At 71.4% G+C, this 23,675-nt stretch carries 23 protein-coding genes, 1 pseudogene and 2 riboswitches; of the genes and pseudogenes, 10 read left to right on the top strand and 14 right to left on the bottom strand.

All coding sequences use genetic code 11. The annotated features are described in order from the left end of the window. Positions 1-114: 114 nt before the first annotated feature. On the bottom strand, positions 115-900 hold the full coding sequence (locus STRAU_RS14660; RefSeq protein WP_016641108.1) for an enhanced serine sensitivity protein SseB: 786 nt from the start codon (positions 898-900) through the stop codon (positions 115-117). A 220-nt stretch (positions 901-1,120) separates the two neighbouring features. Then, positions 1,121-1,876: an ATP-binding protein gene (locus STRAU_RS14655; RefSeq protein ID WP_259299909.1), complete on the bottom strand. Its 756-nt coding sequence runs from the start codon at positions 1,874-1,876 to the stop codon at positions 1,121-1,123. Positions 1,877-2,029: 153 nt separating this feature from the next. Continuing rightward, positions 2,030-2,148: riboswitch (glycine riboswitch) on the top strand. Beyond that, positions 2,149-2,269, top strand: a riboswitch (glycine riboswitch). A gap of 40 nt (positions 2,270-2,309) precedes the next feature. On the opposite strand from STRAU_RS14655, the gene gcvT reads away from it, so the two are divergent. The 5 genes from gcvT to STRAU_RS14630 all read left to right on the top strand — a co-directional run bounded on the left by gcvT (position 2,310) and on the right by STRAU_RS14630 (position 7,472). After that, a complete protein-coding gene (gene gcvT, locus STRAU_RS14650; protein WP_037659454.1) occupies positions 2,310-3,434 on the top strand; it encodes a glycine cleavage system aminomethyltransferase GcvT in 1,125 nt (374 codons plus the stop codon). Between the two features lie 157 nt (positions 3,435-3,591). Continuing rightward, entirely contained in the window at positions 3,592-3,969 is a 378-nt protein-coding gene (gene gcvH, locus STRAU_RS14645; RefSeq protein WP_016641105.1) for a glycine cleavage system protein GcvH, read from the top strand. Positions 3,970-3,994: 25 nt separating this feature from the next. Continuing rightward, the gene (gene glyA / locus STRAU_RS14640) at positions 3,995-5,257 is read left to right on the top strand and encodes a serine hydroxymethyltransferase (RefSeq protein WP_016641104.1); all 1,263 of its coding nucleotides are present in this window, start codon (positions 3,995-3,997) and stop codon (positions 5,255-5,257) included. A gap of 237 nt (positions 5,258-5,494) precedes the next feature. Further along, positions 5,495-6,865: an L-serine ammonia-lyase gene (locus STRAU_RS14635; protein ID WP_016641102.1), complete on the top strand. Its 1,371-nt coding sequence runs from the start codon at positions 5,495-5,497 to the stop codon at positions 6,863-6,865. 154 nt (positions 6,866-7,019) lie between these two features. Further along, complete coding sequence (locus tag STRAU_RS14630; protein WP_052029091.1) at positions 7,020-7,472, top strand: hypothetical protein; 453 nt, start codon at positions 7,020-7,022, stop codon at positions 7,470-7,472. 61 nt (positions 7,473-7,533) lie between these two features. Here STRAU_RS14630 and STRAU_RS14625 read toward each other — a convergent pair whose 3' ends face one another. Then, the gene (locus STRAU_RS14625) at positions 7,534-8,421 is read right to left on the bottom strand and encodes a phosphatidylinositol-specific phospholipase C (RefSeq protein ID WP_016641100.1); all 888 of its coding nucleotides are present in this window, start codon (positions 8,419-8,421) and stop codon (positions 7,534-7,536) included. Between the two features lie 220 nt (positions 8,422-8,641). Between STRAU_RS14625 and STRAU_RS14620 the strand changes: the two genes are divergently transcribed. Continuing rightward, positions 8,642-9,193, top strand: coding sequence for a glycoside hydrolase family 25 protein (locus STRAU_RS14620; RefSeq protein ID WP_016641099.1), 552 nt, complete (start codon positions 8,642-8,644; stop codon positions 9,191-9,193). Positions 9,194-9,220: 27 nt separating this feature from the next. Here the strand turns inward: STRAU_RS14620 and STRAU_RS14615 are convergent, their stop codons facing one another. Further along, on the bottom strand, positions 9,221-10,216 hold the full coding sequence (locus STRAU_RS14615; RefSeq protein WP_037659452.1) for a zinc-dependent alcohol dehydrogenase family protein: 996 nt from the start codon (positions 10,214-10,216) through the stop codon (positions 9,221-9,223). 101 nt (positions 10,217-10,317) lie between these two features. On the opposite strand from STRAU_RS14615, the gene STRAU_RS14610 reads away from it, so the two are divergent. Then, a complete protein-coding gene (locus STRAU_RS14610; protein ID WP_016641097.1) occupies positions 10,318-11,277 on the top strand; it encodes an AraC family transcriptional regulator in 960 nt (319 codons plus the stop codon). Positions 11,278-11,292: 15 nt separating this feature from the next. On the opposite strand, the gene bla is transcribed toward STRAU_RS14610, so the two are convergent. Together bla and STRAU_RS14600 are read right to left on the bottom strand one after the other, a co-directional pair. Then, positions 11,293-12,234, bottom strand: coding sequence for a class A beta-lactamase (bla, locus tag STRAU_RS14605; RefSeq protein ID WP_063890357.1), 942 nt, complete (start codon positions 12,232-12,234; stop codon positions 11,293-11,295). A 29-nt stretch (positions 12,235-12,263) separates the two neighbouring features. Further along, positions 12,264-12,975 (bottom strand): annotated as a pseudogene (locus STRAU_RS14600) (FadR/GntR family transcriptional regulator). Positions 12,976-13,094: 119 nt separating this feature from the next. Between STRAU_RS14600 and leuA the strand changes: the two are divergent. Together leuA and STRAU_RS14590 are read left to right on the top strand one after the other, a co-directional pair. Next, complete coding sequence (gene leuA, locus STRAU_RS14595; protein WP_016641094.1) at positions 13,095-14,846, top strand: 2-isopropylmalate synthase; 1,752 nt, start codon at positions 13,095-13,097, stop codon at positions 14,844-14,846. Positions 14,847-14,881: 35 nt separating this feature from the next. After that, complete coding sequence (locus STRAU_RS14590; protein ID WP_016641093.1) at positions 14,882-15,697, top strand: ABC transporter ATP-binding protein; 816 nt, start codon at positions 14,882-14,884, stop codon at positions 15,695-15,697. A gap of 74 nt (positions 15,698-15,771) precedes the next feature. Here STRAU_RS14590 and STRAU_RS14585 read toward each other — a convergent pair whose 3' ends face one another. Then, positions 15,772-15,984 (bottom strand): EF-hand domain-containing protein, encoded by a 213-nt coding sequence (locus tag STRAU_RS14585; protein ID WP_016641092.1) that lies wholly within the window; start codon positions 15,982-15,984, stop codon positions 15,772-15,774. An 81-nt stretch (positions 15,985-16,065) separates the two neighbouring features. Between STRAU_RS14585 and STRAU_RS14580 the strand changes: the two genes are divergently transcribed. Next, the gene (locus tag STRAU_RS14580) at positions 16,066-16,725 is read left to right on the top strand and encodes a hypothetical protein (protein WP_016641091.1); all 660 of its coding nucleotides are present in this window, start codon (positions 16,066-16,068) and stop codon (positions 16,723-16,725) included. 12 nt (positions 16,726-16,737) lie between these two features. Here the strand turns inward: STRAU_RS14580 and STRAU_RS14575 are convergent, their stop codons facing one another. From STRAU_RS14575 to STRAU_RS42960, 7 genes are all read right to left on the bottom strand, one after another. After that, positions 16,738-17,943 (bottom strand): YncE family protein, encoded by a 1,206-nt coding sequence (locus STRAU_RS14575; RefSeq protein WP_016641090.1) that lies wholly within the window; start codon positions 17,941-17,943, stop codon positions 16,738-16,740. Beyond that, a complete protein-coding gene (locus STRAU_RS14570; RefSeq protein WP_016641089.1) occupies positions 17,943-18,680 on the bottom strand; it encodes a polysaccharide deacetylase family protein in 738 nt (245 codons plus the stop codon). Before STRAU_RS14570 ends, STRAU_RS14575 begins: the two co-directional genes overlap by 1 nt. A 428-nt stretch (positions 18,681-19,108) precedes the next feature. Further along, on the bottom strand, positions 19,109-19,612 hold the full coding sequence (locus STRAU_RS14565; RefSeq protein ID WP_037659448.1) for an ATP-binding protein: 504 nt from the start codon (positions 19,610-19,612) through the stop codon (positions 19,109-19,111). A 274-nt stretch (positions 19,613-19,886) separates the two neighbouring features. Beyond that, positions 19,887-20,657 (bottom strand): enoyl-CoA hydratase/isomerase family protein, encoded by a 771-nt coding sequence (locus STRAU_RS14560; protein ID WP_037659445.1) that lies wholly within the window; start codon positions 20,655-20,657, stop codon positions 19,887-19,889. A gap of 108 nt (positions 20,658-20,765) precedes the next feature. Next, a complete protein-coding gene (locus STRAU_RS14555) occupies positions 20,766-22,007 on the bottom strand; it encodes a L,D-transpeptidase (RefSeq protein ID WP_016641085.1) in 1,242 nt (413 codons plus the stop codon). 174 nt (positions 22,008-22,181) lie between these two features. Beyond that, entirely contained in the window at positions 22,182-23,459 is a 1,278-nt protein-coding gene (locus STRAU_RS14550; RefSeq protein WP_106967922.1) for a L,D-transpeptidase, read from the bottom strand. Then, on the bottom strand, positions 23,456-23,675 hold a 220-nt coding region (locus STRAU_RS42960; RefSeq protein WP_203227406.1), incomplete at its 5' end, for a hypothetical protein. The genes STRAU_RS42960 and STRAU_RS14550, both read right to left, overlap by 4 nt.

Raw genomic sequence — 23,675 nt, 5'->3', positions numbered from 1 at the left:
ACGGGTGGGCGGGTGGGAGAGAACGCCGCGCGCAGCGCGGCGCACCACCCCGCCAGGGACGGACGAAACACAACAGAGGCCACCCACCGAAAGATCAGCCGCGGACGCAGTCACTCAGTGCGGGGCGAAGAACGGCCGAACACGCTCCCGGAGCCAGTCGGCGACCGGGTCCTGGGCCACGTCCAGGAGAACCAGGTTGACCGGCCAGGGGACGGGAAACTGGGTGAGGGCGCGGCCCAGGGCCTGCATGGGGACGTCGCGGGCGTCGCCCTCCCAGGAGGCCAGTTCGACGCCGACGAAGAGGGACGGGTCCTCGTCCTCCACCGCGGCCAGGCAGCGGCGTGCGGTGAGTACCACGCCCGCCGCCTCGAACTCACGGGACGCGGCGGACAGGAAGTCCACCGGGTCCTCCTTCCAGTCGGGCTCGAAGAGCCGCACCCGGCCCCCGCTCGCGGGCCCGTCCAGCTCGGTGCGCCCCACCCGGCACAGCGCGGCGACGGCGGCCGGCGGCAGCGGCACGGCCACGGTGCCCTCCGGGTTCAGCGCGATGCCCAGCTGCGGCTGCAGGCCGCGCGCGAACTGCACGGCAGGCGCCACGGTGCAGCTCATCCGACCTCGCGTGACCTGCTGGAACTGCTGCTCGGAGGTGAAGACGGGAACGTACGCCTGACCGTCGATCTCCAGCGTCGGCAGGTCGAGGGTGCCGCTGTCCGGCCCGCCGCCGCCGGGCAGCGGCACCCAGACGTGGCTGCGGCCCAGCGTCTCGACTATGCGGGCGCCCACCGCGTCAGACGGCGGCGCGCCGAGCGAGGCCGCGAGCACCTCCTCCAGTTCGTTGGCCGGCCATCCCCCGTCGGGATGTGCGTGCGCCTGCGCCGGAAAGTCCCCCGGAAAGTCCATCTGTCCCAACCCTTGCTCTGCCCTGCGCGTGCCGTTCTGCCTCGTATCCGCCTCGCACGCTTCCGGGGGCGACCCTAACGCCGCGCCGTGCGGCCCTCGCGGGGCGCCCCGGGCCCACCCCTTCTCCGAAACCGGGGGCTCCGCCCCCTGGACCCCCGTACCGCCCCCCGTATCGCCGCTCCGCGGCTCGTCCTCAAACGCCGGACCGGCTGAAATATGCCTACTCCGGCCCGAACCCAACCTCCCCCAACACCCCCGCCGCCTCCCGGTCGAGCAGCACCGCCGACCCGCAGCCCCGCGGCAGCTCCCCGCGCTCGGCGGAGCGCACCAGGCGGCCGACCGTCCTGCGGTGCCGCGCGAAGGCGTACCGCGACACCCCGCGCCCGCGCGCCCGCTGCCCGTCGAGGGCGACGCCGACCGGCACGTCGAGCAGCAGCAGATGCAGCGTGGCCCCGCGCCGGGCGGCGGCGCGGGCCAGCCAGCGGCGCACCCACGGCTGCGTACCGCAGTCGTGCACGACGACGCCGGCGCCGGAGCGCAGGGCGCGGCGCAGGCCCGCGTAGTGCGCGAGGCGGACCAGGGGGCGGTAGAGCCCGTAGGGAAGCAGGCGCGGCATCCGGGACGCCCAGCGGTCGCGGGTGTCCTGGGAGTCCACCCGCGGGCCCGCCACCGCGCGCCGCATCAGCGTGGACTTGCCGCTGCCGGGCAGCCCGGAGACGACCACGACGTCCCCCGCGGCGAACACCAGGCGCCGCGGCCCGCGCCCCGCCCGCTCCCGGAGGTCGCGCACGACGGCCCGCGGGAAGTGCCCGAGGGCCTCCCGCGCCGGGGCGCCGGGCTGCGGCGGCAGCGCGACACCGACGCCGTTGCCCGGCAGCACGGCACCGCCCTCGGGCAGCGCCACACCCGTGGTGGTCGCATAAGCACTGCTCCTGCGCACCGTGATCGGCCTCCCCATGCTGGTCACGTCACTCATCCCCAGTACTTCTCCGTCGAGTGTAAAGAGAAGGTAATGCTGTACAAGTGCGCCTGAGCGCGATGTGTTCCCGGAAGGGGCGCAGTCAGGTTGCGACTGTTGTGAAGCGGGGGCGCGTGCAATGATGTGCGCGCCAACTCCATACCGGCCGCTTGAATCCGCGCGGGAGAGTTCCCAGGACACGACAGTCGTCGGAGACGACACTCGTCCCGGGGCGCCGAAGGAGCAAGTTCCTCCCTTGAATCTCTCAGGCCCCGTACCGCGCGGGCGAGGCACATCTGAAAAGCGGGCCCGTCCCCGGTCACAGGGGCGGCTCCACCCAAGGTGCAAGTCATGACCCGTCATACGTACGGGACGTGGTGAACCTCTCAGGTTTATGACAGATGGGGAGGATCGACCTCGCCCGTCATGCCATGCCCGGGAGTCAGTACTGATGAGCCCTACCCCACGCCACACCGCCCTCGATGCCCTGCATCGTTCGCTCGGTGCGACCATGACCGACTTCGCGGGCTGGGACATGCCGCTGCGGTACGGCAGCGAGCGCGACGAGCACAACGCGGTCCGCACCCGCGCGGGCCTCTTCGACCTCTCCCACATGGGCGAGATCACCGTCACCGGCCCCCAGGCCGTGGACCTGCTCAACTACGCGCTGGTCGGCAACATCGGCTCCGTCGGCACCGGCCGCGCCCGCTACACCATGATCTGCCAGGCGGACGGCGGCATCCTCGACGACCTGATCGTCTACCGGCTCCAGGACCAGGAGTTCATGGTCGTCGCCAACGCCGGCAACGCCCAGGTCGTCCTCGACGCCCTCACCGAGCGCGCCCCGGGCTTCGACGCCCAGGTGCGTGACGACCGGGACGCGTACGCGCTGATCGCCGTGCAGGGCCCCGAGTCCCCCGGCATCCTGAAGTCGGTCACGGACGCCGATCTCGACGGCCTGAAGTACTACGCGGGCCTGCCCGGCACCGTCGCGGGCGTCCCGGCCCTCATCGCCCGCACGGGCTACACCGGCGAGGACGGCTTCGAGCTGTTCGTCGCCCCCGAGCACGCCGAGAAGCTGTGGCGGGCACTGACCGAGGCGGGCGCCCCGGCGGGCCTGGTCCCCTGCGGCCTGTCCTGCCGCGACACGCTGCGCCTGGAGGCGGGCATGCCGCTGTACGGGCACGAGCTGACGACGGCCCTCACGCCGTTCGACGCCGGTCTGGGTCGGGTCGTCAAGTTTGACAAGACGACACATGCGGATGACTTCGTAGGGGCCGAGGCGCTGCGCGCCGCCGCCGAGCGCGCCGAGGCCGCTCCCCCGCGCAAGCTGGTCGGCCTGGTCGCCGAGGGCCGCCGGGTCCCGCGCGCGGGCATGAGCGTGGTCGCCGACGGCAAGGTGATCGGCGAGGTCACCTCCGGCGCGCCGTCCCCGACCCTCGGCAAGCCGATCGCCATGGCGTACGTCGACGCGGCCCACGCCGCCCCCGGCACGCCGGGCGTGGGCGTGGACATCCGCGGCACGCACGAGCCGTACGAAGTCGTCGCGCTGCCGTTCTACAAGCGCCAGAAGTAGCGGCAGAAGCAGCGCCCTGCCGGCGACAGCAGTAACGCTTCCGCGCGTGCCGCGGACGCCCCCCGCGTCCCCCCGGCTCCCGCGGTGACAGGTGACCGTCTCAGTCCGTAAGACCCACGTGCATCAGCACACGCCCGCGTACAGGAGAATTCAGGCCATGAGCAACCCCCAGCAGCTGCGGTACAGCAAGGAGCACGAGTGGCTGTCGGCCACCGAGGACGGTGTGGCGACCGTCGGCATCACGGAGCACGCCGCCAACGCGCTCGGTGACGTCGTCTTCGTCGACCTCCCGGACGTCGGCGCCACGGTCACCGCGGGCGAGACCTGCGGCGAGCTGGAGTCGACCAAGTCGGTCAGCGACCTGTACTCCCCGGTGTCCGGCGAGGTCGTCGAGGCCAACCAGGACGTCGTCGAGGACCCGTCCCTGGTGAACTCGGCCCCCTTCACGGGCGGCTGGCTGTTCAAGGTGCGCGTGGCGGAGGAGCCGGGCGACCTGCTCTCCGCCGACGAGTACACCGAGTTCTCCGGCAGCTGACCACGGCGTAAGGACTGATCTTCCGATGTCGCTTCTGAACACCCCTCTCCACGAGCTCGACCCGGACGTCGCCGCCGCCGTCGACGCCGAACTCGACCGCCAGCAGTCCACCCTCGAAATGATCGCCTCGGAGAACTTCGCTCCGGTCGCCGTCATGGAGGCCCAGGGCACCGTCCTCACCAACAAGTACGCCGAGGGCTACCCCGGCCGCCGCTACTACGGCGGCTGCGAGCACGTGGACGTGACCGAGCAGATCGCGATCGACCGGGTCAAGGACCTGTTCGGCGCCGAGTACGCCAACGTCCAGCCGCACTCCGGCGCCTCCGCCAACCAGGCCGCCCTCTTCGCGATCGCCAAGCCCGGCGACACGATCCTCGGCCTGGACCTGGCGCACGGCGGCCACCTCACCCACGGGATGCGCCTGAACTTCTCCGGCAAGCAGTTCAACGTGGTCGCCTACCACGTGGACGAGGCCGGCCTGGTCGACATGGCCGAGGTCGAGCGCCTGGCCAAGGAGAACAGCCCGAAGGTGATCATCGCGGGCTGGTCCGCCTACCCGCGCCAGCTGGACTTCGCCGAGTTCCGCCGGATCGCCGACGAGGTCGGCGCGTACCTGTGGGTCGACATGGCGCACTTCGCCGGGCTCGTCGCCGCCGGTCTGCACCCGAACCCGGTGCCGTTCGCGGACGTGGTCACCTCCACCACGCACAAGACGCTCGGCGGCCCGCGCGGCGGCATCATCCTGGCCCGCAACAAGGACTTCGCGAAGAAGCTGAACTCGGCGGTCTTCCCCGGTTTCCAGGGCGGCCCCCTGGAGCACGTCATCGCGGCCAAGGCCGTCTCCTTCAAGGTCGCCGCCTCGGACGACTTCAAGGAGCGACAGCAGCGCACCCTGGACGGCGCCCGCATCCTGGCCGAGCGCCTGGTGCAGGACGACGTCAAGGAGCACGGCGTCTCCGTCCTGTCCGGCGGTACGGACGTGCACCTGGTCCTGGTCGACCTGCGCCACAGCGAGCTGGACGGCCAGCAGGCCGAGGACCGCCTCCACGAGGTCGGCATCACGGTCAACCGCAACGCGATCCCGAACGACCCGCGCCCGCCCATGGTCACCTCCGGCCTGCGCATCGGCACGCCCGCCCTCGCCACCCGCGGCTTCGCGGCCGAGGACTTCCGCGAGGTCGCGGACATCATCGCCGAGGCCCTCAAGCCGGGCTTCGACGCCGAGTCCCTCAAGGCCCGCGTGTCCGCTCTGGCCGCGAAGCACCCGCTGTACCCCGGCCTGAAGTAGTTTCGTACGCTTTCGTTGGTACGTACTTCCGGGGCACCGCGCACACTGGACATGAGGACAGTGCGCGCGGTGCCCCGCACCACGTGCCCCGAAAGCACCGCCTGCACCGCCCGCACCGCTCGAAGCACCACCGCATCACCCAGCACCACCGCACCATCCCGCACCACCGCACCGCTCGCTGTCCCTCGCACCACCGGCAGACAACGGCGTCTACCACCCCATCATTGGAGTTATCCCGTGGCCATCTCGGTCTTCGACCTGTTCTCGATCGGCATCGGCCCGTCCAGCTCCCACACGGTCGGCCCGATGCGCGCGGCCCGCATGTTCGCCCGCCGCCTCAAGAACGAGGGCCTGCTGGCCCACACCGCCTCGATACGCGCGGAGCTGTACGGCTCCCTCGGCGCCACCGGCCACGGCCACGGCACCCCCAAGGCCGTCCTGCTCGGCCTGGAGGGCGAGTCCCCGCGCACGGTGAACGTCGAGTCCGCCGACGACCGCGTGGACGAGATCAAGTCCTCCTCCCGTCTGAACGTCCTCGGCGTGCACGAGATCGACTTCGACTTCGACGAGCACCTGGTCCTGCACCGCCGCAAGGCCCTGCCGTACCACGCCAACGGCATGACCGTCTTCGCGTACGACGCCGAGGGCGCCCTCATCCTGGAGAAGACGTACTACTCGGTCGGCGGCGGCTTCGTGGTCGACGAGGACGCCGTCGCCGGGGAAGACCCGATCGTCCCCGACGACACGGTCCTGAAGTACCCCTTCCGCACCGGCGACGAGCTGCTCCGCCTCTCCTCCGAGACCGGCCTGTCCGTCTCCGCCCTGATGCTGGAGAACGAGAAGGCGTGGCGCACCGAGGAGGAGATCCGCGAGGGCCTCCTCGACATCTGGCGCGTCATGCAGGCCTGCGTCTCGCGCGGCATGTCCCGCGAGGGCATCCTGCCCGGCGGCCTCAAGGTCCGCCGCCGCGCCGCCAACTCGGCCCGCCAGCTGCGCGCCGAGGGCGACCCGCAGGCCCGCGCCATGGAGTGGATCACGCTCTACGCGATGGCCGTGAACGAGGAGAACGCCGCCGGCGGCCGCGTGGTCACCGCCCCCACGAACGGCGCGGCGGGCATCATCCCGGCCGTCCTGCACTACTACATGAACTTCGTGCCCGGCGCCGACGACGAGGGCGTCGTCCGCTTCCTGCTCGCCGCGGGCGCCATCGGCATGCTCTTCAAGGAGAACGCCTCCATCTCCGGCGCCGAGGTCGGCTGCCAGGGCGAGGTCGGCTCCGCCTGCTCGATGGCCGCGGGCGCCCTCGCCGAGGTCCTCGGCGGCTCCCCCGAGAAGGTCGAGAACGCCGCCGAGATCGGCATGGAGCACAATCTGGGCCTCACCTGCGACCCGGTCGGCGGCCTCGTCCAGATCCCCTGCATCGAGCGCAACGGCATGGCCGCCGTGAAGGCCGTGACCGCCGCGAAGATGGCGATGCGCGGCGACGGCAGCCACAAGGTGTCCCTCGACAAGGTCATCAAGACCATGAAGGAGACCGGCGCCGACATGAGCGTCAAGTACAAGGAGACGGCGCGCGGCGGGCTCGCGGTGAACATCATCGAGTGCTGAGCCCGCCCGCCCGTCGGCCGCGGCCAGTGGGGCCCCGGGGAGAACGCCAGTCTGTGCGTGCCAACTTGATCACATCGGCCTGTTTTCGCCTGCCGTGATGTCGAGTGGTTCGTAGGGTGATCACCCCATCCAGCTGCCTCACCTGAGAGGGAACATGCCTCAGATCAGCGCATTCTCTACCGACAGGCATCGCTCACACCGTGCCCGTCGCACCGTCGCCGCCCTGATCGGCGCGGCCGCCCTGGCCACGCTGGGCACCGTAAACGCGCCAACTGCCACGGCCGCCCCCGTGCCGCCCGGCGGCGGCTCGTGGGACCACGTGTGGTCGGGCTCCGGCGTCAAGGTCTACGTGAAAGAGCGCGGAGACATAGTCTCCGTGTGCGACACGGCCGCGAACGGCCACTCGGCCTGGACGACGGTGGACCGTCTGAACCCCGACATCGAGGGCTACAAGATGTACGCCCGCGGCGGCAAGGGAACCTGCAAGTCCCACTCGGCTGCTGAAGGCGGCAGGTACAACCTGGCGGAGGGCGGCCAGTACACCCTCAACTTCGAGGGCCGCGGCGACAGCGGCGGCTCGGTCGCGGGCTTCATCAACGACCACTGAGCATCGGCGTGTGGCGGCCCGTGCACGCCGTGCCCGGGCCGCCGGCCCTCTGCATACGCGCCTAGTTGTGCGCGATCAATGACTCCACCAGTCCGGCGCGGGTGTTGGGATAGTCCATCGGTACGATCCCGAGCCCGCGCCAGCCGCGTCCCTCCGCGCTCTCCAGGAGGGTGTGCGCCTTCGGGTTGAGGTCGTCGGAGTTCCAGCGCGGCGGCAGCCCGGCCGCCGTGCTCACGAAGTTGATGTACTGCTTGCCGGGCTGACCCGCGGCCTTCCTGAAGTGCGCCTCGATCTTGGGGTACTTGGCGCCGGGCGCGGCGTTCCAGTCGTCCTGGATGTCGAAGACGTTCCCGTCGCCCCAGCGGATGCCGCCGGGAAGCCCGCCGTTGTCCGCGAGGAGAACGACCTTCCCGCGTACGTCGCCGAGGCGCGGCCAGGCGTCGCCGATGTGGAAGAGGGAACGCCAGCCGCGCCGGTCCAGATAGTCGTCGAAGACCGCCCGGAACGCGGCGTCGTTCACTTCCGAGTACTCCTGCTTGACCCGCATCAGCACGGTCTCCGTGGGCTGCCCGCGCAGAAAGTCCCGGCAGGCGCCCAGCACATCGTCGAAGTTCAGATTCTGATAGAACGCGCCGTGGTGGATGGTGAAGGACCCCTCGAACGCGCGGCACCGGATGTCCAGGAACCGTATGCCGGAGGCGAGTTGCTGGATCAGCGTGGTGTTCTGGCACTCCACCCACCAGCCGCCGAAGCGGGCGCCGGAGTCATGGGTGCCGGGAATCGTCAGCCGCTGCAACGGTGCTGCGTCGTCGATGCCCGCCATCCAGTTCTGTACGCCGAGGGCACGCCGGGCGCGTCCGACGGCTGCCCCGGCGGACGGGGCGAAGAAGGTGGCGGACGCCGTCGCTGCGGCGGCGGAGCCCAGGAAGGCGCGGCGGGTCAGGGGCATGTGGGGGTCCCGTATCCGTGAGTGGGGGGCGTTGGGCAGGGGCTGTGTGCACGTACACATACACGTACGAAGGCCCGGAACGCCAGTACGAGGGTGGAACCGGCCCCTCACGGGGAACGGTCAAGTAACAGTCAACTTTTGACTGTTCACCCACCACGCGCCGGGCGCGAACACCCCACACACCCGGCGCAGGCGCACTCCCCCCACCCCTGGAGGCCCCATGCTGCGCGGCATCGACGTCAGCTCCCACCAATCGTCCTTCTCCACCGAAGGGCTCTCCTTCGTCATCATCAAGGCGACGGAGGGCCGCTCGTACATCAACCCCCGCCTCACCGCCCAGACGAAGAAGGCCCGCGACGGCGGCTGCGTCGTCGGCTTCTACCACTTCCTGTGGCCGGGCAACCTCACGGCCCAGGCGGAGTACTTCGTGAGCAAGGCGCCGGAGAGAGCGGGTGAATTCCTGGCCGTCGACTGGGAGTGGACCGGCGACCGCACGGCAGCGACGAACGCGGAGAAGGACCGTTTCATCAGGGAGGTGAAGCGGCTGCGGCCGAATCACCGCACGATCTTGTACACGAATCGCGATTTCTGGCTGAACCGCGATACGACGTCGTACGCGGGCGACGGCCTCTGGATCGCCGACTACGTGACGGCGGGCAAGCCCCGCATCCAGGCCAAGTGGCGCATCCACCAGTACACATCGACGCCCATCGACAAGAACCTGGCGGACTTCGCGAGCAAGACGGCGATGCGGGACTGGGCCACGCCGTAGCCCGGCCCCCCACCGCCCGGCTCGCGCCTACGGGCGCACGACGATCTTGCCGATATGGGTGTTCGTCTCCATCAGGCGATGTGCGTCCGGCATCCGGTCCAGGCCGTCGAAGATCTGGGCGATCTTGGGGCGCAGGGTGCCGTCCTTCAGGCCCGCGTTGAGGTAGGCGGCGGCGCGGCGGCGGGCGTCGGCGGTGTCGGTGACGGTGCCGTTGTTGTAGCCGTGGACGGTTGCGGGCCAGGTCATGGGAACGGTTGCGGGGCGGCCGTCGAGCCAGCCGTAGAGGACGTACGTGGCGTCCTGGGCCGCGGCCTCGCCGAGGGTCTGGAAGGCGGGGCCGCCGATGGCGTCCAGGACGATGTCGGCGCCCCGGCCTTCGGTCAGGCGCTTTGTTTCCTTCGGGACGTCTTCCGTGTCGGTGACGATGACGTGTTCGGCACCCAGGTCGAGGAGTTGGCGCCGCTTGTCCTCGGTGCGGGTGGTGGCGATCGGGATCGCGCCCGCGCGGCGTGCGACCTGGAGGGCGGCCGTGCCGACCCCGCTGGACGCGCCGGTGATCAGGACGTGGTCGCCGGGGCGCAGGCCCGCCCGCAGGTGCAGGGCGCCGTAGGCGGTGGTGTACGTGAGCCAGACGGCGGCCGCCGTGACGGCGTCCACCTCGGCGGGGCGCCGGGCGACCGCGTCCTGCGGCAGGACGACGCGGTCCGCGTACACGCCGTGGGCGCTCAGTTCGAAGTTGCCGGTGGTCAGCACGGTGTCGCCGGGCGCGAACGCCGTCACGCCGTCGCCCACCGCCTCGATCACGCCCGCGGCCTCGTATCCGTTGCGGGAGGCGGGCAGGGTGGCGGGGTAGTAGTAGGTCCCGGAGCGGAAGAGGGCGTCGGCGCGGTTGAGGCCCAGCGCCTCGACCTTGATGAGGACCTCGCCGGGGGCCGGGGCGGCGAGTTCCACGTCTCGTACCTTCAGGACCTCGGGTCCGCCGGTCTGGTCAAAGAGGACTGTGCGCGCAGTAGTTGAAGTCATGGACAGGACGCTATGTGGGACCTGCGAGACGAACCATGCTTGCTTGTCTTGGTTCTTTGTCCGTACGTCTCGCTGGTGGTCCCGCGCGCTACGGTTCAGGCATGGACGTACTCAGTGACGCGATCGCCGCCATGCGGCTCGGCCTTCCGCACTCCGCGATCCGCGACAAGTACGCGCCCTGGGGCGTGCACTTCGGGACGCACGAGGGGGCCGGGTTCCATGTGCTGCTCCAGGGCTCGGCCTGGCTGATCGCCGATCACGACGGCCGCGACGGGCGGGCGGCCGCGGAGCCCGTGGCGCTGGGCCCCGGCGACGTCGTGTTCCTCGCGCACGGCTTCGGGCACGCCCTGGTGAGCGAGCCCGGCGTGGAGCTGGAGCAGTTCAGCCTGAACCCGGACGGCACCTGGCCACAGGCGCCGCCCCGCCGCCCCGCGTCGGTCACCGGCGAGGGCCCTTCCGCCGTCCTCCTGTGCGGCGCCTATCGCATCGACCGCTCCTGCGCCCACCCGCTCCTGTCCGACCTGCCCGACGTCGTCCACCTGCCCGCCCGCGTCGGCGCGCACGGTTCGGTGCGGGCCGCCGTGGAGTTGCTCGGCGCCGAGCTGGAGAACCCGCAGCCCGGCTCGGACACGATCGTCGCCGCTCTGCTCGACACGCTGCTGCTCTACATCCTGCGTGCCTGGTGGCTGCGCGAGCACCGGGACACGGACCACCCCGCGGGCTGGTCCGCGGCGCTCGCCGACCCGGCGGTGGCGGCGGCGCTGCGCGCGATGCACGCCGACCCCGGGCATCCCTGGACGGTGGAGGAGCTGGGCGCGCTCGGCGGCCTGTCCCGGGCGCCGTTCGCGCGCCGCTTCACCGCGACGGTGGGCTCGCCCCCGCTCACGTATCTGACGTGGTGGCGGATGACGACGGCGGGCCGCCTGCTGCGCGAGGAGGACATCCCGCTGCGCGTCCTCGCCCAACGCGCCGGCTACACCTCGGAGTTCGCGTTCGCCAAGGCGTTCAAGCGGGCGTACGGGGTGCCGCCGGGCCAGTACCGGCGCACCCGGGCCGCCTAGCGGCGTCAAGCGACCTCAGCGCTTCGGCCGTAGCGTGGCCGCCACGTACGCCGCCGCCTCCGCGAGGAGCGCCTCGTCGTACGGGGCGTCCCGCCGCGCCTTGCTGGACATGATCGCGACCAGCAGGGGCGGGGACTTCGGGGGCCGGACGACGGCGATGTCGTTGAGGGTGCCGTAGTCGCCGGTCCCGGTCTTGTCGGCGACGGTCCAGCCGCGCGGCAGGCCGGCCCGGATCCGCTTGGCCCCGGCGCCGGTGGCGTTGCGTTCGAGGAGGTCGCGGAGGAAGGCGCGCTGGGGCTTCGGCAGGGCGTCGCCGAGCACGATCTCGCGGTAGGTGGTGCCGAAGGCGCGGGGCGAGCTGGTGTCGCGCGGGTCCCCGGGCGTGGCCTCGGTGATCGCCGGTTCGAACCGGTCCATCCGCGTGACCTGGTCCCCGAGCCCGCGCGCGTACGCCGTCAGCCGGTTCGGTCCTCCGATGTCGCGGAGCAGCAGATTGCCGGCCGTGCCGTCGCTGTACCGCACGGCGGCGTCGCACAGTTGACGGATCGTCATGCCGGTGCCGACGTGGCGCGAGGTGATGGGGGCGTGCTTCATCAGGTCGCCCTTGTCGTACCTGACGCGGTCGTCCAGGTGGGACAGCGGGTTGCCGTCCAGGACCGCTGCCGCCGCGATCGCCTTGAACGCCGAGCAGAACGCGAAGCGTTCGTCCGCGCGGTGGGCGAGGGTGGCGCCGGTGGCGGTGTCGAGGGCGTACAGGCCGAGGCGCGCGTCGAACTTCCGCTCCAGGGCGGTCAGGCGCGGGTGGCGGCTCTCCCTCCCCGGGGCGGGCGAAGGGGAGGGGGATGCGGCGCGGCGGGTGGGCGGGGTCTCGGACTCCTTGTCCCGCGTGCAGCCGGCCAGCGGCACCAGCACGGCCGCGCCCAGGAGCCCGCGGCGCGAGAGGGCCGTGCCCGTCAGCGAGGTCGGCGTGATCGGCGTGATCGGCTTCATGCCCTCCCTCTACCCTTCAACCTCCCGAATGTCGCCTCCAGTTCGGCCAGCGCCACCCGCTCGGCCTCCTCCGGGTCCCCCGACTCGACGGCCAGGACCAGGGCCTCGTGGGCCGCGTCGCCGTGGTCGGACTCCTCCCGGTGGATGTCGACGAGGTCGAGCAGGGCGACCAGACCCTCGCGCAGGGCGGGCACGAACTCGCCGAACAGGTCGGTGAGGACGGGGTTGTGCGCGGCGGCCACGACGGAGGCGTGCAGGGCGATGTCGGCGTCGATGAAGGCGGCGTCGGCGGCCGGGGCCGCGGCGCGGCGGGCGGTGAGCGCGGCGTGCATGGCCCGAACGTCCTCGGGGGTGCGGCGGGCCGCCGCGGCGGGCCGCCGCGAGCCGCGCCGCCTGCACCTCGACCAGCATCCGCACCTCGTACACGTCGCCGATCGCCGCCCTGCGCAGCCGGGCCGGCCAGTCCTCGGCCGGTTCCGTGGCGGTGACGAAGACTCCGGCGCCCTGCCGGGCCTGCACCAGGCCCGCCCCGGCGAGGGCGCGCAGGGCCTCGCGGACCGTGGAGCGGCCGACGCCGAGCTCCTTGGCGAGGGTCGTCTCGCCGGGGAGCTTGCTACCGACCGGCCAGTGACCGGCGGTGATCTGTTCGCGCAGCCGCTCCGTGGCCTGTTCGACCAGAGGGCTGGGACGGAGGGAGCCGAGCGGCATGCGAGGGGTCACCTGTCTGTTTGCGTGCGGCGGATACGTAGGCGCTGCCTGCGTACGCAGAGTGTACTTGTCTGAGGAGTACTTGTCTGAGGACCTGAGGTGTGCTTAGGCTGCCGTACATGATCTGGAACCCGCAGCGCCCCGGCACGATGCCCTTCCACCGCTACCGGCCCTACGAAGACCGGGTCAACGTCCTTGCCGCCGACCGCAGTTGGCCCTCCGCGCGGATCGAGAGCGCCCCGCTGTGGGTCCCCGTCGACCTGCGCGACGGCAATCAGGCCCTCGCCGAGCCGATGGACACCGCGCGCAAGCGCCGCTTCTTCGACCTGCTGGTGTCCATGGGCTTCAAGGAGATCGAGGTCGGCTACCCCTCGGCGAGCCGCACGGACTTCGACTTCGTACGCCACCTCGTCGGCCTGGTCCGCTCCGGCGCCGTGCCGGACGACATCACGCCCGTCGTGTTCACCCCGGCGCGGCCCGACCTGATCGACCGCACCTTCGAGTCGATCGACGGGCTGCCGCGCTCCGTGGTGCACCTGTACATACCGACCTCGCCGGTGTGGCGCGACGTCGTGCTCGGCCGCGACCGGGCCGCCGTGCGCGCCACCGTCGAGGAGGCCGCCGCGCACATGGCCCGGCTCGCCGACGCCCGCCCCGAGTCCCACATCCGGTTCCAGTTCGCGCCCGAGACCTTCAACGTCACCGAGCCCGACTTCGTGCTCGAACTCTGCGACGGGCTCACCGAGTTGTGGGACGCGAGCCCGGACCGCCCGGTGACGCACAACCTCCCGGCGACCGTCGAGATCGCCACGCCGAACGTGTACGCCGACCAGATCGAGTACATGCACCGGAACCTGGCCCGCCGCGACTCCGTCATCCTGTCCGTGCACCCGCACAACGACCGCGGCACCGGCGTCGCGTGCGCCGAACTCGCGGTGCTCGCGGGCGCGCAGCGCGTCGAGGGCTGCCTGTTCGGCAACGGCGAGCGCACGGGCAACGTCGACCTGGTGACGCTCGCGCTGAACCTGTACGCGCAGGGCGTCGACCCGATGCTGGACTTCTCCGACATCGACGCGGTCCGCGAGGTCGTCGAGCACTGCAACCGGCTTCCGGTGCACCCGCGCCACCCGTACGCGGGCGACCTCGTGCACACCGCGTTCTCGGGCACCCACCAGGACGCCATCGCCAAGGGCCTGGCCCACCACGCCAAGCAGGCCGCGGAGCTGGGCGTGGAGCCGCGCGAGGCGCCCTGGAACGTGCCGTACCTGCCGCTCGACCCGGCCGACATCGGGCGTTCGTACGAGGCCGTGATCCGCGTCAACTCCCAGTCCGGCAAGGGCGGAACGGCGTATCTGCTGCGCACGCGCCACGGGCTCGACCTGCCCGCGGAGCTGCGCGCCGACTTCTCCCGGGCGGTGCAGGACGCCACCGACGACAGCGGCCGCGAGGCGAGCCCGGACGAGCTGCACGAGCTGTTCCGTACGGCGTATCTGGTGCCGGGCAGGCCGGGCTCGGGCGGCGTCCTCTCCCTGCTGTCCTGGACCGCGGACACCGCCCCCGACGGCGCGCACCGCTGCGTCTGCACCCTCCAAGTGGGCGACAGGGCAGGGGACTTCGAGGGTTTCGGCAACGGCCCGCTGTCCGCCTTCGTCGACGCCCTCGCGGCCGCCGGGATCTCCGTGGACGTCCTGGACTACAGCGAGCACGCGGTCACCTCGGGCGGCACGAGCGAGGCGGCGGCGTACGCGCGGTGCCGGGTCGGCGGGGCCGACGGAGACACGGTCTGGGGTGCGGGTGTGGACACCTCCCTGCTCGCGGCGTCGGTGCAGGCCGTGGTGTCCGCGGTGAACCGGGCGGGGGCGGCGGGGTGACGACGCACGCGGAACCCGCACCCCGCACGGCGGGCATGCCCGACACCACCCCCGTCCTCCGGGCCGACTCCGTCACCGTCGTCCGCGACGGCCGCCGCATCCTCGACGATGTCTCGCTCACCGTCCGGCCGGGCGAGCACTGGGCGCTGCTCGGGGCCAACGGGGCGGGCAAGTCGACGCTCCTGGGTCTGCTCGGCGCGCTCATCCATCCCACGCACGGCACTGTGGAGGTGCTCGGCCGTCGCCTGGGCACCGTCGACCTGCGGGAACTGCGCGCGTACTTGGGCCATGTGGACCCGCGCCACCCGCTGCGTTCGCCCCTGCCTGTACGCGAGGTCGTCCTCACCGGCCTGACCAACAGCGTGGCGCGGGTGCCGCACCGGCAGCCGACCGAGGCGCAGCGTGCGCGGGCCGGGGAGCTGATCGCGGCCCTGGGCCTCGCCGCCCGTGCCGACGCCCGCTGGCCCACGCTCTCGCAGGGCGAGCGGGGGCGTGCGCTGATCGCTCGCGCGCTGATGCCGGATCCTCGGCTGCTGCTCCTCGACGAGCCCGCGACCGGGCTCGACCTGCCGGGGCGCGAGCGGCTCCTGGAGAGTCTCGACGCCCTGCGGGCCGCGCACCCCCGGCTCGCCACCGTGCTGGTGACCCATCACCTGGAGGAGTTGCCCGTGGGTACGTCGCACGCGGTGCTGCTGCGGGGTGGGCGCGTGGTCGCCTCGGGGGCCGCGGGAGATGTGGTGACCACGCCGCTTGTCAGCGCGTGCTTCGACCACGGTGTGCGGGTGGGGCGGGATGCGGGGCGGTGGAGCGTGCGGGGGCTGCCGCCCCCTGGACCCCCGCTATCGGCCTGAACGACGGCCTCGTCCTCAAACGCCGGACGGGCTGAAAAGTCCAGCCCGTCCGGCGTTCGGTGCTTGCTCTGGACCTACTTGCTCAGGCTCGCCCAGAACTCGTCGAAGGAGAGCAGCTTGTCGCCGTCCGCGTCCTTGGACTTGATGATGGCCTCGGCCACCGACTCGGTGACGTTCCAGTCCCCCATCTGCGCCATGGCCGTCTTGTACTCCGCGGCCGTGATGAATCCGTCGCCGTCCGCGTCGAACCGATCGAACGCCTTACGTGCCTCTTCGATGTCCGCCACCGGGTCCGCCCCTTCTTTGTGCAGTACTGACGGGGGTTAGGGTAACGGCCGTCGCCCGTGCCGATTGCAAGGAGTACAGCCATGGCCAGCGCATCGTCGGCGCTCGCGGAGATTCTCGCCGCGGCGGCTCGCGGGGACTTCCCGCCCGCGGACGGCGGGACGACGGTCGTACCGCAGCCGAGCCACCGCGACGCCGGGGTCATCGCGTTCACGGCACACTCCGTGATCTTCACGGACGAGGACCCTCAGTGGGTGCGCTCCGCGCTGGCCGCCGTCGACTGCGATCCGCTGGCCGCGACGATGAGCCCGCGGTTCCTCGCCGCGTTCCAGGCGCGGACGGGCCGGTCCACCGACACCACCGACCTGCTGACGGCCGCCACCGCGCTGGCAGGACCGCCCGACGCCGCGCTCGGCCTGCGGGAGCTGGACGACCCCGACCATCCGCGGGTGGCACGGGCCCGCAAGCGGCGGGACGACGTGCGGGTGTGGGCCGGGGCGGACAGCGGCGTGCTGGTCATCGGGCGCGGTGTCGCGGGGCGCTGGGAGACGTCCGTCGAGGTCGAGGAGGGCGCCCGGCACCGGGGCCTCGGCCGGGCCCTCGCGGCGGCCGCGCGGCATCTGGTACCCGCCGGGGAAGTGCTGTGGGCGCAGCAGGCGACCGGGAACGCCCGCAGTGTGCGGGCGTTCCAGGCCGCCGGTTACCGGCCCGTGGGGGCCGAGGCCCTGTTCTTCGCCCGGTAGGGCCGCGGACCGCTAACGGAAGACGCCCGTGTGCCCCAGCGAGTAGCGCCCGGGCTGCGGGTACACCGCCAGGCCGTGCGGGCCGCCGCCCACCGGGATGCGGGCGAGCTGGACGCCGGTGCGGGTGTCGATGGCGTACACCTCGGAGTCGTAACGGCCGGAGAGCCAGAGGATCTTGCCGTCCGCGGAGACGCCGCCCATGTCGGGGCTGCCGCCGTCGGGCAGGTGCCACTTCTTGGTGAGCTTGTTGCGGGTGAAGTCGAAGACCGAGACGGAGCCCTCGCCGCGGTTGGAGACGTACATCTCGCGCGAGTCCCGGCTGACGTACAGACCGTGGCAGCCCTTGCCCGTGGGCAGCAGCCTGGGCTTGGAGAAGGTGTCGCCGTCCAGGACCCACATGCCGTCGGCCATCATGTCGGCGACGTAGAACCGCTTGCCGTCCGGGGACATCTTGACGTCCTGCGGCATGGCGCCCTTGAAGGGCAGCTTCTGCTGGCCGACGACCTTCATCTTCTCGGTGTCGACCTTCAGGAGTTCGCCGGAGAACTCGCAGGACACGATGAAGTAGCGGCCGTCGAGAGAGAAGTCGGCGTGGTTGACGCCGTAGCAGCTCACCGGCTCGGTCTTGAGGCGCTTCATCGTGTGCGGGTCGCGGAAGACCAGCTCGCGGTCCATCGAGGCCATCACGACGGCGTATTTGCCGTTGGGCGTGAAGTAGAGGTTGTACGGGTCGTGCACCTCGACCGGCTTGCCCGCCTTGCCGGTCTTCGGGTCGAGGGGCGTGAGCGTGTGGCCGCGGTTGTTGTTGACCCAGAGCGTCTTCATGTCCCAGGAGGGCACGACGTGCTGCGGCTGGACGCCGACCTTGATCGTGTCGACGACTTCGTACGTCTTGGGGTCGATGACCGAGACGGTGTTGGAGTTGGTGTTGGGGACGTAGACCCGGGAGGGGAAGTCCTTGACCACCGGGGAGAGTTTGCCCGGGCGGTCGGCGGCGTAGACGTCCTTGGGGTCGAGGACGGGCGGCATGCCGGGCAGGCCGTGCACCGCCTTCGGCTTGGCGGGCTCCGGCGGGACCTTGGTGGTCAGGGCCTTGTTCTGGCGGTCGCCCTGCTCGGTGCCGCAGCCGGCGAGCGCGGCGGCGACGGCGGCACCGGCGGCGAGCAGCACACCGGTCCGCTTGGTCAGGGTCAGGTTCACGCGGGTACGGGTGGGCATCAGGTCAGCAGCTCCGTGGTCGTGACGGCGCGCAGGCCGCGGCGGTGGAGGTCTTCGAGGACGGCGGGGAGCGCGGCGACCGTGTCCGCGTACCCGAAGTGCAGGCTCACCACGGAGCCCGCCCGGGCCCCGGCGGCGACGGCGCGGGCGACGGCCGGGCCGCCGGGCGAGGTGAAGTCCAGGGAGTCGACGTCGTACGACAGGACGTGCGGGTAGCCGGCACGGCGGGCGAGGCGTTCGACGAGAGGGCTCGCCCGCTGGGCGCGTGAGGGCCGGAACCAGTTGCCGATGCCGCCGGTGAGCCGGCGCAGCCGGCCCGCGCAGCCGGTGATCTCCGCGTACGCCGCCTGCTCGGGCAGGGCGTTGATGTCGCGGTGGTTGAGGGTGTGGTTGCCGAGGTCGTGGCCGCCGTCGAGGATGCGCCGCGCCATGCGGGGGTGGGCGTCGAGCCAGGTGCCGACGGCGAGCACGGTGACGCGGGCGCCCGCGCGTTCGGCCTCGGTGAGCAGGGCGCGGGCGGTTCGGGGGTCGCCCTGGCCGTGGAAGGTGAGGGCGACCTCGGGGCGGCCGCGGGGGCTCCGGGCGATCTGGACGGGCAGTCCGGGGAAGCCGCGGGGGCCCGGGACGGGGCCTGGGTGCGGCGGCGATCCGGTGGGCCGGGGCTCGTCGCGTCCCCGCGTCGTGCCGCAGCCCGCGGTGAGTGCGGCCGCGAGGGCCAGGCCCGCCGACGTACGCATGGCCCGGCGGCGGTCGGTCCCGTCTGCACGCTCAGTCACGGAGACCATTTAATGGGTTTTGAGGGAGAAAGCGGCTGATTGACCTGGTTCAGGACGTTTGCGGGTCGCTGGCCTGGACCAAATGGACCGCGCAAGCCCTTCCCATCGGCCCACACGGTCGCCGTTTAACCATCGTTTACAAGGCAAGTGCTCTAACTCACCAAGGATTCACCTTTAAACTGCCACACTCTGTCCAGGTTTGCCCGACTTGGGACTTTTGGCGCGGTGGCTCCCGTCTGCCATAGTCGGGCACAGCGACTCTCATTGACCCGAGCTACGTCGCCTTTCGCGGCCGTGAACTTCACCCCATATCGTTCACGGTCCCGCTCGAAGGCCCCCGACAGTGCCGCACCCACGGCCCCGGGGGCTTTCGCGTGTCCGGGGCGGGGCTAGCGGTCGGTGACCCGCATCTCGAACCACGTCGTCTTGCCCCGCGGCAGCAGGTCCACGCCCCAGCGGTCGGCGAGCTTGTCGACGAGGAAGAGGCCGCGGCCGCTGACGTCGAGTTCATGGACGGGCATCAGGCACGGCAGGCCGCGCGAGGGGTCGCGCACCTCGACCCGGATCCAGCCGCGCCGTCTGAGCGTCCGCAGGCCGAAGACCCGGGCGCCGGTGTGCCGCACGGCGTTGCCGACGAGCTCGGACACCAGGAGCACGACGTCCTCGGTGAGCTTGGGGGTCAGGCCCCAGTGCCGCAGGACCACCACCTGGGCGAGCCGGCGTGCGATGGCCGCGGACTCGGGGCGCGAGGGCAGCGGGACCTCGGCGTCGATCGGGTTGCCGAACAACTCCAGCGCCTTCAGGGCGTGTTCGTCCTCCACCGCCGGAGTCCAGCGCGCCGTGGTCGCACCCGTGTGCTTCCGCGGCTGTTCGAAACCCTCCTGCCCCGCCATGCCCCCATCATGGCCGCCCCACGGCCGGGTTGGGGCCGTTCCGACGGAATAAGCCCCCCGGAAGCTTCCATTCCGGGGGGCCGTCCAGGCATATGCCTACGGCAGTTCGGCCCCTGCCGCACCCACTCTCACCTGCGATGACTTCTCGCTCACGAGTGATCACGGAGCGCCCGGAAGCGAGCCGCCTTAAGGTTGTCTTAAGCCTGCCATAATCAGCCCCTTCGGGGGACACTTTGGCTGACGAGGCTTCAACTGGCCTGATCCCAGAGGAACTTCAGAGGAACTTCGCCTTGCCGGGGCCCTCCTCGACGAAGCTGCGCATGCCCCGCTCGCGGTCCTCGGTGGCGAACAGGCCCGCGAACCACGTGCGTTCGACGGCGAGGCCGGTGTCGATGTCCGCCTCCAGGCCCGCGTCCACGGCCTCCTTCGCGGCCCGCAGCGCGAGCGCCGGGCCCTTGGCCAGCCTGGCCGCCCACGCGTGCGCCTGCTCGTACACCTCGGCGGCGGGCACGACGCGGTCCACCAGGCCGATGGCGAGCGCCTCGTCGGCCTTGACCATGCGGCCGGTGAAGATGAGGTCCTTCGCCTTGGCCGGGCCGATCAGGCGCGGCAGCCGCTGGGTGCCGCCCGCGCCCGGGATCAGGCCGAGGAGGATCTCGGGCTGGCCGAGCTTGGCGTTGTCGGCGGCGATCCGGAAATCGGCGCACAGGGCCAGTTCGCAGCCGCCGCCGAGGGCGTAGCCGGTGACGGCGGCGACGACGGGCTTGGGGAGACGGGCGATCGCGGTGAAGGCGTCCTGCAGGGCGCGGGACCGCAGGACCATGGCCGTGTGGTCCATGTCCTGCATCTCCTTGATGTCCGCGCCCGCCGCGAACACCTTCTCGCCGCCGTAGAGGACGACGGCGCGCACGTCGTCGCGGTCGGTCGCCTCGGCCGCGAGGTCCTTCAGGCGGTCCTGGAGCTCGATGTCCAGGGCGTTCATGGGCGGGCGGTCCAGGCGGATCGTGCCGACGCCGTCGGCGACCTCGAGATGCACAGTTGTCATGCGGGGCACGTTAGCGGGCGCTCACGGAGAAGGCCCGGTGCACTGCGTCACAGTGCACCGGGCCGTTCCGAAAGCCGTCCCAAGCCGTCCGCGGCCGGGGGCCGTCGGCTAGGACTTCCACTTCTCCCAGGACATGTTCCAGCCGTTGTAGCCGTTCTCCGGGGCGATGATCTTGTCGTTGGAGTTCTTCACCACGACGACGTCGCCGACCATCGAGTTGTCGAAGAACCAGGCGGCCGGCACCTTCTTGTCGTAGCCGCCGCGCACGTCGCGCAGGCCGATGCAGCCGTGCGAGGCGTTGTAGTTGCCGAACGCGCCGCCGCCCCAGTAGTTGCCGTGGATGAACGTGCCGGACGTGGACAGGCGCTGGGCGTGCGGCACGTCCTTGATGTCGTACTCGCCGCCGTAGCCGACCGTCTCGCCGTTCATGCGGGTCACCTTGAGGCGCTCGCTGATGACCATCTGGCCGTTCCACGTCTCGTAGCCGGGCTTGCCGGTGGTGACGGGGATCTTCTTGAGGACCTTGCCGTCACGCTCGACGGTCATCTTCTTGGTCTTCACGTCGACGGTGGAGACCTGGCTGCGGCCGATCTCGAACTTGATGGTCTTGGTCTGCTTGCCGTAGACGCCGTCGCGGCCCTCGACGCCGTCGAGGTTCATCTTCACGGTGACCTTGGTGCCGGGCTTCCAGTACTTCTCCGGGCGGAAGTCCAGGCGGTCGTTGCCGAACCAGTGGCCCTCGACGGGCACCGAAGGCTCGGTCTTGATGTCGATGGCCTTCTCGACCGCGCCCGGCGCGGTGATGCCGCGCGTGAAGTGCACCGAGAACGGCATGCCGACGCCGACCTTCGTGCCGTCCTCGGGCGTGAACTGCCCGAGGAAGGTGTTCTTCGGCACCAGCGTCGTGAACGTCGAGTCCTTGGCGGAGGTGCGGCCCTCGGAGTCCTTGGCGATCGCGTGCACCTTGTACTTGGTGCCGGCCGCGAGGTGGCGCTCGGGCGCCCATTTCGCGCCACCGGAGGTGATCTTCCCGGGGACCGCCTTGCCCTTCGGGTCCTTGACCGTCACCTCGGACAGCTTGCCCTTGGCGGCGGATATCCGCAGCGCCCCGCTGGTGGCCACGGCGTCCGCGCCGTCCTTCGGGGCTATGGTGACGACGGCCTGCGAGGGCTTGTCGCCGTCCGCCCCGCCCTTGCCGTCACCGTCGCCGGAGTCCGAGCCGCCACCCCCGCACGCGGTCACGAGCAGCAGCGTCGCCCCCGACGCCGCCGCGAACAGTGTGTTGGCGCCCCGCCGCCGCCCGCGCTTTCGCGCGTGGGCCGACGCCCCCGATATCGGTCGCCCGTTCAAGATTCTTCTCCCCTCGCACGGCCCGATCAGGCCCGCACTCCAATGCCCCGGCGCGGTGGTCGAAAATAAGCCGACTCGCGCACTGCGCTAGATAACCACAGGGCACGAAGCGATGACTCCCCGCCAATGTCACCGTTCAGTCCCAACTGTGGTCTTGGTGCGGGCCCGTGGCCCTCAGGGGCTGGCGGAGCGGGGCTTCTTGTCGCCCTTCTCCCTTTCTGGGGCTTTCTTTCCCGCCTTCTTCTTTCCCGTCGTCCATTCCTCCCAGTCCATGTTCCAGCCGCCCAGGCCGTTGTCGGGAGCCACTTTCTTGTCGTTGCTGTTGACGACCTCGACGACGTCACCGATGAGACTGCGGTCGAAGAACCAGCCCGCGGGGGTCTTCGGGCTGCCGCCCTTCACGTCGCGCAGGCCCACGCAGCCGTGGCTGACATTGGTGTTGCCGGGTGCGTCCGGCGCCCAGTAGTTGCCGTGCAGGAAGGTGCCGGAGGTGGTCAGGCGCATCGCGTGCGGCACGTCGGGGATGTCGTACTCGCCGCCGAAGCCGACGGTGCGGCTGTTCATGCGGGTCACCTCGAGCATCTCGGTGACGACCATCTTCCCGTTGTACGTCGTGGTCTTCGGGGCGCCCGCGGTGATCGGGAGCGTGGCGGTGAGCTCGCCGTCGCGGCGTACCTCCATGGTGTGCTCCTCGGCGTCGACGAGGCTGACCTGGCTGCGGCCGATGGTGAAGGCGAACGTCTTGTCCTGGAGGCCGTAGACGCCGGGCGCGGCCCGCACGTCGCGCAGGTCCAGGTCGACGGTGACCTTGGTGCCGGGCTTCCAGTACTTTTCGGGGCGGAAGTCGAGGCGGGTCTTGCCGAACCAGTGCGGGCGGATCTCCACGGCCGGTTCGGCGCGCACGCGGACGGCGCGCTGGACGGCCTCGCGGTTGACGACCTCGCGGTTGAACTCCAGGGACACGATCATGCCGGTGCCGACCGTGGCACGGTTCTCCGGCGACACGTATCCGATGAAGCGTTCGTCGGGCACGAACGTGGTGAACGTCGTGTGCCGGGCGACGCGCCGGCCGTGGCCGTCGAGCGCGACCGCGTCCACCGTGTACTTGGCGGCGAGCGCGAGGCCCCCGCCGTCGCGCGGGCGCCAGGTCGTGCCGTCCTCGACGATCCGCCCCGCCACCTCGGTCTCCTGCGCGTCCTGGGACCGCACGACCCGCACGGACTCCAGGCGCCCGTCCGGCACCCGCACCTCAAGACGCTCGCCCCGGCGCACGTTCTTGTCGCCGTCGTCGGGCGTGACCCGGATCGCCTCCGCGGGCCTCGGCGGCTTGCCCAGCATCCCGTCGAACTCCGAGCCGGAGCAGCCCGTGGCCCCGAGTACCAGTCCTGCCCATGCCACCGCTGCGGCCAGCGCGGCTCCTGCGCGCCGAGCGCGCCTCGTTGCCTGTCTCACGTGGGTCCCAACGACCGTGCCCGCCCGGGGAAACGTGAGTGCGACGCACCGGGTGGGCAGAACAGACAGAAGGACGCCGTGCGGGCGGCCGCGGCCGGGACGCCGCGCACCCCGGGCACGCGCGTCCACCGGCCCGAGCCGCGGGAGGCGAGCAGGTGTCGAGCGCAGCCGAGCAGGAGGCCGTTCAGCGGGCGCGGGCGGTGGGCCGGGGCCGCC

It is taken from the genome of Streptomyces aurantiacus JA 4570 (assembly GCF_000414115.1).
Classification (GTDB): Bacteria; Actinomycetota; Actinomycetes; order Streptomycetales; family Streptomycetaceae; genus Streptomyces; species Streptomyces aurantiacus_A.
This window is presented reverse-complemented; position numbering and strand designations above follow the sequence as displayed.